Source organism: Rhodoglobus sp. GW821-FHT12B09 (assembly GCF_058809925.1).
Window position 1 is genome coordinate 25838 of sequence record NZ_JBXATB010000002.1, and the last position, 15893, is coordinate 41730.

12 protein-coding genes are annotated in these 15893 nt (G+C 69.0%); 4 read left to right on the plus strand and 8 right to left on the minus strand.

The features are described 5' to 3' along the window. Positions 1–46 precede the first annotated feature (46 nt). On the plus strand, positions 47–1168 hold the full coding sequence (locus AC1RTC_RS04650) for a polyprenyl synthetase family protein (protein ID WP_493154307.1): 1122 nt from the start codon (positions 47–49) through the stop codon (positions 1166–1168). Between the two features lie 28 nt (positions 1169–1196). Here AC1RTC_RS04650 and AC1RTC_RS04655 read toward each other — a convergent pair whose 3' ends face one another. Beyond that, positions 1197–1538 carry an Rv2175c family DNA-binding protein gene (locus tag AC1RTC_RS04655; protein WP_493154308.1) on the minus strand — a complete coding sequence of 114 codons (342 nt, stop codon included), beginning with the start codon at positions 1536–1538 and terminating at the stop codon, positions 1197–1199. A 188-nt stretch (positions 1539–1726) separates the two neighbouring features. On the opposite strand from AC1RTC_RS04655, the gene AC1RTC_RS04660 reads away from it, so the two are divergent. Together AC1RTC_RS04660 and pknB are read left to right on the plus strand one after the other, a co-directional pair. Continuing rightward, on the plus strand, positions 1727–3115 hold the full coding sequence (locus AC1RTC_RS04660) for a LysM peptidoglycan-binding domain-containing protein (RefSeq protein ID WP_493154309.1): 1389 nt from the start codon (positions 1727–1729) through the stop codon (positions 3113–3115). A 74-nt stretch (positions 3116–3189) separates the two neighbouring features. Beyond that, the gene (pknB, locus tag AC1RTC_RS04665; RefSeq protein ID WP_493154310.1) at positions 3190–5142 is read left to right on the plus strand and encodes a Stk1 family PASTA domain-containing Ser/Thr kinase; all 1953 of its coding nucleotides are present in this window, start codon (positions 3190–3192) and stop codon (positions 5140–5142) included. Here pknB and AC1RTC_RS04670 read toward each other — a convergent pair. From AC1RTC_RS04670 to AC1RTC_RS04685, 4 genes are read right to left on the minus strand one after another with little or no spacing between them, the layout of a single operon-like run. Beyond that, on the minus strand, positions 5126–5578 hold the full coding sequence (locus AC1RTC_RS04670; RefSeq protein ID WP_493154311.1) for a hypothetical protein: 453 nt from the start codon (positions 5576–5578) through the stop codon (positions 5126–5128). The two genes, pknB and AC1RTC_RS04670, sit on opposite strands and share 17 nt — an antisense overlap. A 28-nt stretch (positions 5579–5606) precedes the next feature. Beyond that, complete coding sequence (locus AC1RTC_RS04675) at positions 5607–6977, minus strand: class II 3-deoxy-7-phosphoheptulonate synthase (RefSeq protein ID WP_493154312.1); 1371 nt, start codon at positions 6975–6977, stop codon at positions 5607–5609. Between the two features lie 45 nt (positions 6978–7022). Next, on the minus strand, positions 7023–7712 hold the full coding sequence (locus AC1RTC_RS04680; RefSeq protein WP_493154313.1) for a lysophospholipid acyltransferase family protein: 690 nt from the start codon (positions 7710–7712) through the stop codon (positions 7023–7025). Between the two features lie 30 nt (positions 7713–7742). Further along, a complete protein-coding gene (locus tag AC1RTC_RS04685; protein ID WP_493154314.1) occupies positions 7743–8690 on the minus strand; it encodes an ROK family glucokinase in 948 nt (315 codons plus the stop codon). A 107-nt stretch (positions 8691–8797) separates the two neighbouring features. Between AC1RTC_RS04685 and AC1RTC_RS04690 the strand changes: the two genes are divergently transcribed. Then, on the plus strand, positions 8798–10624 hold the full coding sequence (locus tag AC1RTC_RS04690; RefSeq protein WP_493154315.1) for an AMP-dependent synthetase/ligase: 1827 nt from the start codon (positions 8798–8800) through the stop codon (positions 10622–10624). 5 nt (positions 10625–10629) lie between these two features. Here the strand turns inward: AC1RTC_RS04690 and AC1RTC_RS04695 are convergent, their stop codons facing one another. The 3 genes from AC1RTC_RS04695 to AC1RTC_RS04705 form a co-directional block, all read right to left on the minus strand. Beyond that, positions 10630–11121, minus strand: a complete 492-nt coding sequence (locus AC1RTC_RS04695; protein ID WP_493154316.1) for a peptide deformylase — start codon at positions 11119–11121, stop codon at positions 10630–10632. A gap of 2 nt (positions 11122–11123) precedes the next feature. Continuing rightward, entirely contained in the window at positions 11124–12407 is a 1284-nt protein-coding gene (locus AC1RTC_RS04700) for a MinD/ParA family ATP-binding protein (protein WP_493154317.1), read from the minus strand. Between the two features lie 68 nt (positions 12408–12475). Further along, positions 12476–15880: a pyruvate carboxylase gene (locus tag AC1RTC_RS04705; RefSeq protein WP_493154318.1), complete on the minus strand. Its 3405-nt coding sequence runs from the start codon at positions 15878–15880 to the stop codon at positions 12476–12478. Between the last annotated feature and the right edge of the window lie 13 nt (positions 15881–15893).

Sequence of the window (15893 nt, forward strand, 5' to 3'; positions counted from 1 at the left end):
CTTGAACCTTCATAGTACGCCCCGCCGCGGTAGCTAGGCTAGAAGGGTGGCTGAGAGTAACCGGTTAGTTGACCTCGTTCAACTGGGAATCGACGACTTCCTCGCCGAGCGCGCGACCGAATTCGGCGCCATTGCGCCCGAGCTGGTGCGCTTCACCGATCTCGCAGCCTCCTTCCTCGCCGGCGGGAAGCGCTTCAGGGCCCTCTTCCTCTACTGGGGGTGGCAGTCGGCGAGCGGCGTTCCGCAGGGCTTCGACCCGCTTCCGGATGACTCGGTCTCCTCAGACCTCCCCGGCATCGTGCTGGCGGCCTCCGCGCTCGAGGTGTTCCACGCCGCAGCGCTCGTCCACGACGACATCATGGACAGGTCCGACACCCGCCGGGGCGCCCTCGCCGCCCACCGGCGCTTCGAGGCGATGCACGCCGACGAGGGCTGGACCGGCGACGCAGCGCAGTTCGGACTCTCGTCGGCGCTGCTGCTCGGCGACCTGCTCCTGGGCTGGAGCGACGAGCTCTTCGACGCGGGCACGTCGCGTCTCGCCGAGCGGTCCGCCGGCCGCGCGGGCCGAGCCGAGTTCACCCGGATGCGCACGGAGGTCACGGCCGGGCAGTACCTCGACATCCTGGAAGAGAGCGCCTGGACGCAGCATCCCGAGTCGGAGGCCCTGAGCCGAGCACATCGCGTGATCGTCTACAAGTCCGCGAAGTACAGCGTCGAGGCGCCGCTCGCCATCGGCGCCGCGCTGGGCGGGGCCAGCATCGAGCAGCTCACGGCCCTGCGCGCCTTCGGCCTGCCCCTCGGCATCGCCTACCAGCTGCGCGACGACCTGCTCGGCGTGTTCGGCGACCCCGCGGTGACGGGCAAGCCCGCCGGCGACGACCTCCGCGAGGGCAAGCGGACGGTGCTCATCGCGCTCGCTCGCCAGCACCTGTCGAGCCAGGCGCGCACGCTCATGGACGAACTGCTCGGCGACCCCGACCTCGACGCCCAGCAGGTCGACATCATGCGCAACACCCTGCGCGAGTGCGGGGCGGTCGACGAGGTCGAGCGGATGATCGACCGCAACGTCGCCCTGGCCAAAGAGGCGCTCCGGGATGCCCCGCTCGCCGCATCGGCCCGGGCGCAGCTGCTCGAACTCGCCGACACGGTGACGCGTCGGGCGTACTGAGGCTCATCGGCCTCGAGAGCTCGTCGTCCTAGAACGCGAGCGACTGCGCGACTCGACGCACCTCTGCCTTGCGGCCCGCCTTGAGCGCGTCGATCGGAGAGACGCCCAGGCTCTCCTCGGGCGCGAGAAGCCAGTTCATAGCCTCGTCATCACTGAAGCCGCTGTCGCCGAGCAGGATGATCGTTCCGCGGAGCTCGTGCATCGGCTCGCCGTCCACGATGAACGGCGCCGGGACCTTCCACACCCCGTCGATGCGGCTCGCGAGCAGGGAGCGGTCCTCGATGAGTCGGCGGACCTGGCTCACCTTGAGCCCGAGCATCTCAGTGAGGTCGGGAATCGTGAGCCAGTCGATGGCGGGCGTTTCGGTCACAGCATAAGCGTGCCACGGGCTCCGGCAAACAGTCGGTGACGCCTCCGGAACCTGAATGTTTCCGGCAGGTAAATTCAATCAACAATAATCACATTGGTTGACACTGCATAACAGGTGTGTCACGGTGGTAGCGATGCCGTCCCTGCGGGCGCATCGACCTTCTCGGGGTGGGGAGAGAACGGAAGATCATGGACAAGTACGTGGATGACGCCCAAGGCGTCGCTCGATCGGTGTTCGCGGGGCTCGCTCCGCGCCTTCCCGTCGAGCCGGAAGAACCAGCTCGCAGCCTGGCGTCGCGCAGCCGGATGGCCAAGGGCGCGTTCGCGACGGGCTCCGTGATTCTTGCCGGATCCATGGCCGCCATGGGCCTGACCGGGCCGGTGAGCGCCGTCGAGGCGCGGCCGCTCCCGAAGCCCCGCGGCAACAACTTCGAGCTCGGCAAGACGCTGCGTGAGGCCGTCACCGCCGCGAGCTCCGCCATCACTACCGCGGCGCGCGCCGCGGTAGCCCCCGCGCCGGCCCTGTACCGGGTCGCCCCGGGCGACACGGTGAGCAGCATTGCCGGGCAGTTCGGCCTGTCGACTGCGTCTGTGCTCGCCCTCAACGGGCTGGGCTGGTCGTCGATCATCTTCCCCGGCCAGGAGCTCAAGCTCTCCGCGTCCGGCGCGGTCCCCTCGGTCGAGCCGACGCCCGACGCGACGCCCAGCGGCCGGTACACGATCGTCGCGGGCGACACCATCAGCGCCATCGCGGAGCGGTTCGGCGTCTCCACCCTCTCCGTCCTCACCGCCAACGGGCTCGGCTGGTCGAGCATCATCTACCCCGGTCAGACGATCGCCATTCCTGGTCTCGTCGGCCCGGGAACGCCCGAGGCCGAAGCTATCGTGCCCGTGGTCTTCACGGCGCCGATCGAGGAGGCCGTCGCGCCGGTGGCCGAGACCCCCGAGGTCGTGGCTCCCCCCGCGCCCGTCGAGGCACCGGCCCCCGCGCCGGTGGTCACGACCACCTACACGATCGTCTCGGGCGACACGGTGAGCACCATCGCCGCCCGCTTCGGGATCACCACCCAGGCCCTTTTCGACGCGAACGGCCTTGACTGGTCGAGCGTCATCTACACGGGCCACACCCTGACCATCCCCGGCGGCGGCACGGTCGCCCCTGCCGCCGCTTCCACCTCCGGCAGCACCATGAACGACGAGATGCGGGCGAATGCCGCGGTTATCGTGCAGGTGGGCCGCGACCTCGGGGTCTCCGACTACGGCATCGTCATCGCGCTCGCGACCGCGATGCAGGAGTCGAGCCTGCGCAACCTCTCCTGGGGCGACCGCGACTCGGTCGGCCTCTTCCAGCAGCGGCCGAGCTCCGGCTGGGGCACGGTCGAGGAGCTCACCGACCCCGCCACCGCCGCTCATCTCTTCTACGAGGGCCGCTCCGGCTACACCCGCGGCCTGCTCGACATCTCGGGCTGGGAGTCGATGCCGCTCACCGAGGCCGCTCAGCGCGTGCAGATCTCGGCCTACCCCGACGCCTACGCCAAGTGGGAGTCTGCAGCTCGAGGGTGGCTGGCGGAGCTCTGATCCCCGCCAAGCAGGTATGCCGCCGAGCCGTGTCCCGGCGGCATCCGCACAGGCTCGAACTTTAGACTCGGGTGGTGAGCGTCAACAGCACGGATCCCATGATCGGGCGTCTTCTCGACGGCCGGTACCAGATCCGCTCCCGCATCGCTCGCGGCGGGATGGCGACGGTGTACCTCGCCACCGACCTCCGGCTCGAGCGCCGCGTCGCGATCAAGGTCATGCACGGGCACCTCGCCGACGACAGCAAGTTCAAGGAGCGCTTCATCCAGGAGGCCCGCTCCGCCGCCCGCCTCGCACACCCGAACGTGGTCAACGTCTTCGACCAGGGCCAGGACAGCGACATGGCGTACCTGGTGATGGAATACCTGCCCGGCATCACGCTCCGCGACCTCCTGCAGGAGCACAAGGTGCTCACGACCGAGCAGACCCTGGACATCATGGAGGCGGTGCTCGCCGGCCTGGCCGCCGCCCACAAGGCCGGCATCGTGCACCGCGACCTCAAGCCGGAGAACGTGCTGCTGGCCGACGACGGGCGTATCAAGATCGGCGACTTCGGCCTCGCCCGTGCGGCGAGCTCGCAGACCGCCACGGGCGCAGCCCTGCTCGGTACGATCGCCTACCTCTCGCCGGAGCTGGTGACGCGCGGCATCGCGGACACCCGCAGCGACATCTACGCCGTCGGCATCATGATGTACGAGATGCTCGTCGGCGAGCAGCCCTTCAAGGGCGACCAGCCCATGCAGATCGCGTACCAGCACGCCAACGACGCCGTGCCCGCGCCGAGCCGCAAGAACCCGCGGGTCCCGGCGGAGCTCGACGACCTCGTGGCCTGGGCCACGGAGCGCGACCCCGAGGACCGCCCGCGCGACGCGCGCGCGATGCTCGATCAGCTGTACGAGACGCACAGCGCCCTCATGACCTCCCTCCCCTCCAGCGCGGCGACGTCCGCCCAGCGCACTATGGTGATGCCCACGGCCACGCCGGCGCCCCACCCGAGCGCCACCGCGGAGACGCAGGTGATCGGACCGCTGCGCCCTCGCGGCGGCCAGGGCACCGTCGCGGTCCCGGACAACGCGGCAGCCCTCGCGGCCCGCACTCGGAAGAAGCGCGGCCGGGGCTGGATCCTCGCGGGGGTCGTCGCCCTGCTCGTCGCCATCGCGGCGACGCTGGGCTGGTACTTCGGCGTAGGACCCGGTTCCAAGGTCGAGATCCCGAAGGACATCGCGGGCATGTCGGTCGAGGATGCCACAAAAGCCCTCACGGCCCTGGGCCTGGAGCTGAATCCGAAGAACGGGGAGACCGACTCCCCCACCATCGCCGTCGGCCTCGTCGCCGACACCGATCCCGCGGTGGGCTCGTTCGTCGCGCACGGAGGCACGGTCCAGCTGCTGATCTCGACCGGCCCGAAACTGATCACCGTTCCGGTCTTCGCGGGCATGACCGAGGACCAGGCGAAGGACGCGATTACGTCCGCCCCGTTCACTCTTGCGGATCCGACGATCCGGCAGTTCGACCCCGAGATCGCGTCGGGCACCGTCATCGACGCACTCGCGGCCGACGGGACCTCCCTTACCGGCGTCGCGACGTACGGCGAGCTGCAGCCCGTCACGCTCGTCGTCTCCGCGGGCCCGCTTCCGGACGTGAAGGGCATGTCCGTCGACGACGCGACCGCGGCCCTCGAGGCAGCGGGGCTCGAGGCCGGTGCCGTTCGCGAGGAGGTCTACGACGACGACGTTCCCGAGGGCAACGCCATCAAACTGCAGATCGGCGACGGCAGCGGTCCGGTCCGCGTGGGCGACACGGTGGACATCATCACGTCGATGGGCATCGAGCAAGTCGAGATCCCGGATGTCGTCGGCGAGACCTGGGACACCGCGAAGCAGAAGCTGCTCGACGCAGGCTTCCAGCTCGACTACAACATCTTCGCGGACGCGGGACCGCAGTTCTTCACCGTCTCCAAACTCAGCCCCGACGGCGGTACCACCGCCGACAAGGGCAGCACCGTGAAGGTCAGCTTCTCCTCGTGAACTCCATCACCCAGTTGCATTCCCACGTCTGACCCCCGTCAGCCGAGAACTCCTGCTGCCAGCGCGCCGACGCCGGCGTGATGTCGGACCACGTGAAATGGGCACGGATGGGGTTGCCCTCGTGCGTGTCATCCCCGTAGAAATGCCCGACGCCGCTCTCGAACCTGCCGGCCACCGGCGGGAAGAGGCGCCCCGTCGTGCTGTCAGCCCAGTAGATCGACCACTCGCCCGTCTGCTGGTCCTGCAGCCGGATCGTGGCACCGGAGAAGCCCTCGCTCGGGCAGTCCATCTCATCGACATTGCCGACTCCGCCGAGGAGCGGCTGCGCCCACGACGTGGCCTCGAACTCGTACCACTCGTCACTACCGGCGAACAGCTCGCGCAGCCGCCGGTTGTGAACAGTCCACTCGCCGTACAGGAAATCGAAATCGCTCATGCGCAGAGCATGGCGCAGGGCACTGACGTTAGAACGCCGTGAGCTCCTCCGCCACGAGGAACGCGAGCTCAAGCGACTGCATGTGGTTGAGCCGCGGGTCGCACAGCGACTCGTAGCGCGTCGCGAGGGTCGCCTCGTCGATCTGCTCGGAGCCGCCGAGGCACTCGGTGACGTCGTCGCCGGTGAGCTCGATGTGGATGCCGCCCGGGTAGGTTCCCGCGGCGCGGTGCGCCTCGAAGAATCCCTTGACCTCGTCCACGACATCGTCGAACCGTCGCGTCTTGTAGCCGTTGGGGGTGGTGAGCCCGTTGCCGTGCATCGGGTCGCTGACCCACAGGGGCGTGGCGTCCATGCCCTTGATCGCCTCGAGCAACGGCGGCAGCGCGTCGCGCACCTTCCCGGCGCCCATGCGCGTGATGAAGGTCAGGCGGCCGGGCTCGCGGTTCGGGTCGAGCTTGTCGATGATGCCCTTGAGCGTCTCCGGCGTGGTCGACGGCCCCAGCTTCACGCCGATGGGGTTCCGCACGCGGGAGAAGTAGTCCATGTGGGCGCCGTCGAGGTCGCGGGTGCGCTCCCCGATCCAGAGGAAGTGCGCGCTCGTGTTGTACGGCGTGCCGGTGCGCGAGTCGATGCGCGTCATAGGGCGCTCGTAGTCCATGAGCAGGCCCTCGTGGCTCGAGTAGAACTCGACGCGCTTGAGCTCGTCGAAGTCCGCGCCGGCGGCCTCCATGAACTTGATGGCCTTGTCGATCTCGCCGGCGACCTTCTCGTAGCGGTGGTTCGCGGGGTTGGCCGCGAAGCCCTTGTTCCACGAGTGCACCTGGCGCAGGTCGGCGAAACCGCCCTGCGTGAAAGCACGGACGAGATTGAGGGTGGATGCCGCGGCGTGGTAGCCCTCGACGAGCCTCGACGGGTCCGCCTCGCGGGACTCCGGGGTGAAGTCGTAGCCGTTCACGATGTCGCCGCGGTACGCGGGCAGAGTGACGTCTCCGCGGGTCTCGGTGTCGCTCGACCGCGGCTTCGCGAACTGACCGGCCATGCGGCCCATCTTGATGATGGGCTTCGAGGCGCCGTAGGTGAGCACGACCGCCATCTGGAGGATCGTCTTGACGCGGTCGCGGATGTTCTGAGCGTTGGTGCCCGCGAACGTCTCCGCGCAGTCGCCGCCCTGGAGCAGGAACGCCTCACCCCGGGCCGCCTTCGCCAGGCGGTCGCGCAGCACGTCGGCCTCGCCGGCGAAGATGAGCGGCGGGAGGGTCGCGATCTTCGCGGACGCGGCGCCCACGGCGTCCGCATCCGGCCAGTCGGGCTGCTGCTTGATGGGAAGGGTCCGCCAATAGTCGAGACCGGCGATCACTTCGGGATCGGCATCGACAACGGGTTCGGACGGGTCAACCACGAGGGAGTTCCTTTGGTGCTTGCTGTGCGGGCAGGAAGTTCTAGGCTACCGGCTCCGGGAACCCATCTTGTCCTTCACCGAGCTCGCATAGACGTCCACGTATTCCTGGCCGCTGATGCGGCTCAGCTCGTACATGATCTCGTCGGTGATCGCGCGCAGGATGAACCTGTCGCCCTCGAGCCCCTCGAACCGCGAGAAGTCGAGCGGCTCGCCGAAGATGACGCCGATGCGGCGGACCTTGGGGAGCTTGCTGCCGATGGGCATGACCTTCTCGGTGTCGACCATCGCGACCGGGACCACCGGGACGTGGCCCTCGAGGATCATGCGCGCGACGCCGGTGCGGCCGCGGTACATCTTGCCGTCGGGGCTCCGGGTGCCCTCGGGGTAGATGCCGAGGACGTTCCCCTTCGCCACGACGTCGAGGCCCGTGTTGAGGGATGCCTCGGAGGCCTTGCCGCCCGAACGGTCGATGGGGAGCATCCCGGTGCCGAGCAGGAAGTGCTTGACCGCCCAGTTCTTGAGGCCCTTGCCGGTGAAGTAGTCGCTCTTCGCGAGGAAGTAGATGCGGCGGTCGATGAGCAGCGGCAGGAATATCGAGTCGATGAACGACAGGTGGTTGCTCGCCAGGATGACGCCGCCGGTCTTCGGGATGTTGTCGAGGCCGGTCACCCAGGGCCGGAACACCGTCTTGAGCAACGGGCCCGCCACGAGGTTCTTCATGAACCAGTAGAACATCGCGCTACCTCCGGCCGGGAAATCTCTAGCTTAACTCTGTTGGGCGTGGATGCGGGCGAGGTCGGCAGCACCGACGACCCCGGCGTTGTTGACGAGCTCGGCGATCACGAAGTCGGGCTCGGGGTGGTAGCCCCGCGCCGGCACGTTCTGACGGTAGGACTCGCGGATCGGGTCGAGCAGCAGATCGCCGGCGATCGACACTCCCCCGCCGAAGACGAAGACCTCCGGGTCGAGCACGGCGCTCAGCGAGGCGCACGCCTGGCCGAGCCAGTGCCCGAGCTGCTCGAGGGCGTGGACTGCTCCCGGGTCGTTCGCGGCGATCAGGGTGCCGACGATCGCGCCGTCGAGCTCGCCGTGCTCGCGGCGCGCGTCGGCCAGGGCGAGGCCGATACCGCCCACGTCGGCGATCTCGTTGGCCATGCGCAGAAGGGCGCGCCCCGAGCCGTACTGCTCGATGCAGCCCCGCGCGCCGCAGCCGCAGGGCAGACCGTCGGGCACGACGCGAAGGTGGCCGAGCTCGGCGCCGGTGCCGAATCCGCCGCGGAACAGCCGGCCCTGGCTCACGATGGCTCCCCCGACGCCCGTGCCGATGGTGAGCATCGTCATGTCGTTGAGGTTGCGGCCGGCGCCGAAGCGATACTCGGCCCAGCCGGCGGCGTTGGCGTCGTTGTCGATCGTGATGTCGAGGTTGAGCCGCTGAAGGAGGCGCTCGCGCAGGGGCTCGTTTCGCCAGTTGATGTTCGGCGTGTAGTAGACGGTGGACTGCTTCGCGTCGATGAACCCGGGCGCGGCGACCCCGGCGGCGGTGACCGCGCGGCCGAGGGCGAGGCGCTCGATCATCCCGACGACGGCGTCGATGATCGCCTCAGAATCACCGGCCTGGGTGGCGACCCGCTCCTCGACGAGGATCTCGCCGGTCTCGGAGACCACAGCTCCCGCGATCTTGGTTCCGCCGATGTCGATTCCGATGGCATGCACGAGGAACGAGCTTACCGAGGGTGGGAGTGCTCCGAATACCCGGTGAGGGGCGGAATCGCCCGGGTAGGATGGCTGAAATGACCCCGACCGGTGCCAAAGGAGTTGCCGTGAAACAGATCGATGTTCCCGCCCTTGTGAAAGCCGACCCAGAGGCCAATGCGACCGACCTGCTCGTCGAGCGGGTCAAGGCCACGCCCGACCGCGCGCTGTTCGCGCTCCCCACTGCGGACGGAGGCTGGACCGACCTCACGGCGGCCGACTTCCAGAAGAAGGTGATCGCCCTCGCGAAGGGCTTCGTCGCCGCCGGCATCCAGCCCGGCGACAAGATCGGCATGATGTGCAAGACCCGCTTCGAGTGGACGCTCATCGACTTCGCGGTCTGGTACGCCGGCGCCGTACTGGTGCCGATCTACGAGACCTCGGCGCCGAGCCAGATCCTGTGGAACCTCACCGATTCCGGCGCCATCGGCATCATCACCGAGACCGCCGAGCACTTCGCGCGCTTCGACGAGATCGCCGCGGATGTCCCGGCCGTCACCCACACCTGGAAGATCGAGCTCGGCGATCTCGACAAGCTGGCCAAGGCCGGCGTCGACGTGACGGACGAGGAGATCGAGCGCCGCCGCAACCTGGCCAAGGGCTCCGACCTCGCCACGCTCATCTACACCTCGGGCACCACGGGCAAGCCGAAGGGCTGCATCCTGACGCACTCGAACTTCGTCGAGCTGAGCCGCAATGCCCAGAAGGCGATCCCCGAGGTCGTCAACCCCGACTCGAGCACACTGCTCTTCATCACGATGGCGCACGTGTTCGCGCGCTTCATCGCGGTCCTGGGCGTGCACGGCGGCGTGAAGGTCGGCCACCAGGCCGACACGAAGCTCCTGCTGCCCTCGCTGCAGTCCTTCCGGCCGACCTTCCTCCTCGCGGTCCCCCGCGTGTTCGAGAAGGTCTACAACTCGTCGGAGCAGAAGGCGGAGACGGGCGGGAAGGGCAAGATCTTCCGCAAGGCCGCCGAGGTCGCGATCGCGCACTCCAAGGCCGTCGACGCCGGCCACGTCCCGCTGGGCATGAAGCTGCAGTTCGCGGTGCTCGACCGCCTCGTGCTCAGCAAGATCCGCGCGGCGATGGGCGGCCGCGTGAAGTACGCGGTGTCGGGCTCGGCGCCGCTGGGCCTGCGCCTCGGCCACTTCTACCGCAGCCTCGGCCTCACGATCCTCGAGGGCTACGGCCTCACCGAGACCACGGCGCCGATCTCGGTCAACCTCGCCTCCAACTTCAAGATCGGCAAGGTCGGCCCGCCCCTGCCCGGCGTCTCGGTGCGCATCGCCGACGACGGCGAGATCCAAGCCAAGGGCGTCGACATCTTCGCCGGCTACTGGAACAACAAGGAGGCCACCGACGACGCGTTCGACGACGGCTGGTTCCGCACGGGCGACATCGGCGTCATCGACGAGGACGGCTACCTCGGGATCACCGGCCGCAAGAAGGAGATCATCGTCACCGCCGGTGGCAAGAACGTCGCTCCGGCCGCCTTGGAAGACCCGATCCGCGCCAACCCGATCGTCGGTCAGGTCATCGTCGTGGGCGACCAGAAGCCGTTCATCTCCGCCCTCGTCACTCTCGACGAGGAGATGCTGCCCACCTGGCTGAAGAACAACGGCCTCGACGAGTCGATGTCCGTGGATGCCGCGGCGAAGAACCCCAAGGTCCTCGCCGAGGTCCAGAAGGCGGTGGATGTCGCGAACGCAACAGTCTCGCGAGCAGAGTCGATCCGCAAGTTCGTGATCCTCGATGCCGAGCTCACGGAGGCGAGCGGACACCTCACGCCGAAGCTCAGCATCAAGCGCAACGTGATCCTGAAGGACTTCGCCAACGAGATCGAGGGCATGTACAACGCCGCCCCCGCTACCGAGGGCGTGTCACTCAACCACTAGGAGAACTAGTACCAGGGGGCCATGCGGATCAACCGCATGGCCTCCTTCTTCGTTGCGGGCTCGAGCTCCTCGATGTAGAGGTGCCCGTCCAGGTGGTCCGTCTCGTGCTGGAGCGCCTGGGCCATGAGCCCCTCACCCACCAGCTCGACGGGGTTGCCGTCGAGGTCGACGCCGGTCACGCGCGCCCAGGGGTGCCGCAGGCGCGGGAAGTAGAAGCCGGGCACCGAGAGGCAGCCCTCGTCCACGAGCTCGACCTCGCCGCGCACCTCCGCGAGTACCGGGTTGATGATGTACCCGACGACGTCGTCCACGTTGTAGCTGAACGCCCGCATGCTGACGCCGATCTGGTTGGCGGCGAGGCCGGCGCGGCCCGGCAGCTGCACGGTCTCGAGGAGGTCCTCGACGAGCTGCGCGGCGCGCGGGTCGCCCACGCGGATCGGGTCGCACGCGGAGCGCAGCACAGGGTCGCCGAAGAGGCGGATGGGGCGTTCTGCCACTCTCAGGCGGTCCTCTCCTGCGGCAGTCCGTCGACGACCTGAGCGGCGAGCTCGCGGGCGGCGGCGCGGGTGAGCGGGCGCACCTCGTCGAACCGGATGAGCGAGCCCGTGGCCAGCGCGGGGTCGTACGGGATGCGCACGATATCGCGGACGCGCGACTGGAAGTGCGCCTCGATCTCCTCGAGCTTCACCAGGTTCGTGCCCTGCGTGGCCGTGTTGAGGGCGACGACGGCGTTCTTCACAAGACCTTCGTAGCCGTTCGACTCGAGCCAGGTCAGCGTCTCCGACGCGAGGCGCGACTCGTCGACGCTTCCGCCGCAGACGACCACGACGGAGTCGGCGCGCTGAAGCGTCGCCTTCATGGCGGAATGGAGCATGCCCGTGCCGCAGTCCGTCACGACGACGGAGTAGAAGCGCTCGGCCATGTCGGCGACCACGTTGTAGTCGTCCTCGTCGAAGGCCTCGGCGACGGTCGGATCCGTGTCGGAGGCGAGCACATCCAGGCGGGTGACGTCGCGCGAGACGAGCGTCTGGAACTCCGTGAACGTGCTGAGCGTCGCCGCACGAGTCACGACATCGCGCACGGTCGCGCGGGTGCTCTTGATGATGCGCTCGGCGAGCGTGCCGCGGTCGGGGTTGGCGTCGATCGCGATGACGCGGTCCTCGCGCACGTCCGCCAGGGCCATGCCCAGCAGGGTCGAGATCGTGGTCTTGCCGACGCCGCCCTTGCGGGTGAGCACCGCGACGAAGCGCGTGCCGCCCTCGAAGGGCTTGCCGATGCGGGCGTCGAGGGCCTTGCGCTCGCGCACCCGGTACGAGTCGCCGACGTTGACGAGGCGGAATGTCGCGTCGTAGAGCAGGCGCTGCAGGAACCCCTCCGGCGCCGGTTTGCGCTTGCGCTTCGGCGTGTGGATGAGGCGCTCGGGGGTGAGCATGGTCGCGGGCTCCGGCGTCGCGGAGACCTCCGGGCGGGGCCGTCCGCGCCTCGCGTACACGTCGTCGGGCTCGGGGAGGGCCGGGATCACGGGCTCCTCCTCCGGGGGCGGCATGATGGCGACATCCTCGGCCACCAGCTGGATGGTCGTGGTGGCCGGTCCCGCGGTCGCCAGGTAGTCGGGGTTGATGGCGACGTCGTCGATGCTGACCGCCGCTTCGTCCTCGGGCGTCTCGTGCACCTGCACGGGAAGCGCGACGGTGAAGGTCATGCTCTCCGTGGGTACGGCGACGTCGGTGGGGATGCTGCTGCCCTCGGCGGGCTCGTCTTTAGTGCTGCGTCTAGTTGCCAATGGGTACTACTCCTTCGGTGCAAACACTCCAGTTTAGCCGAAGCACCCCACCCCCGTTCGGGAGGTTGCTACCCGGCCTCGATCTCGAGCAGGAGATCGCCGGCATCCACCTGCTGGGTCTTCGGGATGGCGAGTCGCTTGACCGTTCCGGCGACGGCGGCCGTGATGGCGGCCTCCATCTTCATGGCCTCGATGGATGCCACGGTCTGCCCGGCCTCGACCACGGAGCCCTCCTCGACCTGCAGCGTCACCACTCCCGAGAACGGCGCGGCGACGTGCCCAGGGCGCGCGGCATCCGCCTTCTCGGCGGCCTTGATGTCGACCTTGACCGAGTTGTCGCGCACGGTCACCGGTCGCAGCTGGCCGTTGAGCGTGGCCATGACAGTGCGCATGCCCTTCTCGTCCACCTCGCCGATCGCCTCCAGGCCGACGAGCAGGCTCACGCCCTTCTCGATCTCGACGGTGTGCTCCACGCCCTGGTGCAGGCCGTAGAGGTAGTCCACGGTCTCGAGCACGGACAGGTCGCCGTAGGTGTCGCGGCCCTGCTCGAAGATCTTGGTCGGGCCGGCGAACAGCAGGCGGTTGAGTGTGCTGCGGCGCTCCTCCGACGTGCCGTCGAGGGCCTTCTGGTCGTCGTCGGAGATGGGCTCCACGCCGATCTTCACGGTCCGGCCCTTGAGTACCTTCGTGCGGAACGGCTCAGGCCAGCCGCCGGGCAGCTCGCCCAGCTCGCCCGCCATGAACCCGATCACCGAGTCCGGGATGTCGTACTTGTCCGGGTTCTGCTCGAAGTCGGCCGGGTCGGCGTCCGCCGCAGCGAGGGCGAGGGCGAGGTCGCCCACGACCTTTGACGAGGGCGTGACCTTCGGCGGGCGGCCGAGGATGCGGTTGGCCGCGGCGTAGAGGTCCTCGATCTTCTCGAAGTGGTCGGCGAGGCCGAGGGCGATCGCCTGCTGGCGCAGGTTCGACAGCTGGCCGCCCGGGATCTCGTGCTTGTACACGCGGCCGGTCGGGCCCGGAAGCCCCGACTCGAACGGCTTGTACACGTGGCGCACGGCCTCCCAGTACGGCTCGAGGTCGGAGACCGCCTGCAGCGAGATGCCCGTGTCGCGGTCGGTGTGTGCCAGGGCCGCTACGAGGGCGGAGGCACTCGGCTGGCTCGTGGTTCCCGCCATCGGAGCGCTCGCGACGTCGACCGCGTCCGCTCCGGCGCGGGACGCGGCGAGCAGTGTCGCGAGCTGTCCGCCCGCGGTGTCGTGGGTGTGCACGTGCACCGGGAGGTCGAAGCGCTCGCGCAGTGCCGAGACCAGCTGGAACGCGGCATCCGCCCGAAGGAGTCCCGCCATGTCCTTGATGGCCAGGATGTGCGCGCCGGCCCCGACCATCTGGTCGGCCAGCTTGAGGTAGTAGTCGAGCGTGTAGAGCTTCTCGTCGGGGTCGAGGAGGTCGGCCGTGTAGCACAGCGCCACCTCGGCGACGGCGGTGCCCGTCTCGAGCACAGCGTCGATCGCGGGCCGCATCTGGTCCACGTCGTTGAGCGCGTCGAAGATGCGGAAGATGTCGACGCCGCTCGCGGCGGCCTCCTTGACGAAGGCGTCGGTGACCGCTGTCGGGTACGGCGTGTACCCGACGGTGTTGCGGCCGCGCAGGAGCATCTGGATCGCGATGTTCGGCAGGGCCTCCCGCATGGTCGAGAGGCGCTCCCACGGGTCCTCCCCGAGGAACCGCAGGGCGACGTCGTACGTCGCGCCACCCCAGGCCTCCACGGAGAGCAGGCCGGGCGTGAGTCGCGCGACGTGCGGCAGCACGGCGGCGAGGTCGCGGGTGCGCACCCGTGTCGCGAGCAGCGACTGGTGGGCGTCGCGGAAGGTGGTCTCGGTCACGGCGAGCGGGGTCTGCGCGCGCAGTGCGGCGGCGAACCCGACCGGGCCCAGCTCGAGCAGGCGCTGGCGCGATCCTGCGGGTGCCGGGGCGTCGAGATCGACGACCGGGAGCTTGAGGCCCGGGTTGATGAGGCCCGTGCCCGTGCCGTTGGGCTGGTTGACCGTCACATCGGCGAGCCAGTTGAGGATCTTCGTGCCGCGGTCCTTCGACTGGTGGCCGCGCACGAGCCACGGCCGCTCCTCGATGAACGAGGTGCTGAGATCGCCGGCGATGAAGTCGGGGTCCTCCAGCACGGCCTGCAGGAACGGGATGTTCGTGGTGACGCCGCGCAGGCGGAACTCCGCGAGACCACGGCGCGCGCGCACGACGGCGGCGGCGAAGTCCCGCCCGCGGCACGTCATCTTCACGAGCATCGAGTCGAAGTACGGGCTCACCTGGGCGCCCGCCGCGACCGTGCCGCCGTCGAGGCGGATGCCCGCGCCGCCGGGCGAGCGGTAGGTGGTGATCTTGCCGGTGTCCGGGCGGAAGCCCGCCGCCGGGTCCTCGGTGGTGATGCGGCACTGCAGCGCCGCGCCGCGCAGGTGCAGGTTCTCCTGCTGCAGGCCGAGCTCGGCGAGGGTCTCCCCCGCCGCGATGCGCATCTGCGACTGCACGAGGTCGACGTCGGTGACCTCCTCGGTCACGGTGTGCTCGACCTGGATGCGCGGGTTCATCTCGATGAAGAAGTGCTGGCCCTTGCGTGCGCCGACGGTGTCGAGCAGGAACTCGACGGTGCCCGCGTTGGCGTAGTTGATCGACTTCGCGAAGGCGATCGCGTCGCGGTACATCGCCTGCCGGATGCCCTCGTCGAGGTTCGGCGCGGGCGCGATCTCCACGACCTTCTGGTGGCGGCGCTGCACAGAGCAGTCGCGCTCGAAGAGGTGGACCGTCTCCCCCGCGCCGTCCGCGAGGATCTGCACCTCGATGTGGCGCGGCCGCACCACGGCCTGCTCCAGGAACATCGTGGGGTCGCCGAACGCGCTGTCGGCCTCGCGCATGGCCTCCTCGAGAGCCCCGCGCAGGTCCTCCTTGTTCTCCACGCGGCGCATGCCGCGGCCGCCGCCGCCGGCAACGGCCTTCGCGAAGATGGGGAAGCCGATCTCGTCGGCACCGGCGAGGAGCTCGTCGAGGTTGCGGGACGCGGGCGTGGACTTCAGCACGGGGACGCCCGCCGCGATGGCGTGCTCCTTCGCCGTGACCTTGTTGCCGGCCATCTCGAGCACTCGTGTGGGCGGGCCGATGAAGGTGATGCCCGCCTCGGCGGCGGCCTGGGCCAGATCCGGATTCTCGGAGAGGAAGCCGTAGCCCGGGTAGATCGCGTCCGCACCCGACTCCTTCGCGACGCGGATGATCTCGTCGACGTCGAGGTAGGCCTTGACGGGATGCCCCTTCTCGCCGATCTGGTAGGCCTCGTCGGCCTTCAACCGGTGCATGGAGTTCCGGTCCTCGTAGGGGAAGACCGCGACGGTCTTCGCCCCGAGCTCGAACGCAGCGCGCATCGCGCGGATGGCGATCTCACCTCGGTTGGCTACGAGAATCTTCCTGAACATCCGGTCCCTTCGA

Coding starts and splice junctions, on each gene's coding strand:
- AC1RTC_RS04660 (WP_493154309.1), top strand. CDS start 1,727: ATGGACAAGTACGTGGATGACGCCCAAGGCGTCGCTCGATCGGTGTTC.
- AC1RTC_RS04670 (WP_493154311.1), bottom strand. CDS start 5,578: ATGAGCGATTTCGATTTCCTGTACGGCGAGTGGACTGTTCACAACCGG.
- AC1RTC_RS04680 (WP_493154313.1), bottom strand. CDS start 7,712: ATGTTCTACTGGTTCATGAAGAACCTCGTGGCGGGCCCGTTGCTCAAG.
- AC1RTC_RS04705 (WP_493154318.1), bottom strand. CDS start 15,880: ATGTTCAGGAAGATTCTCGTAGCCAACCGAGGTGAGATCGCCATCCGC.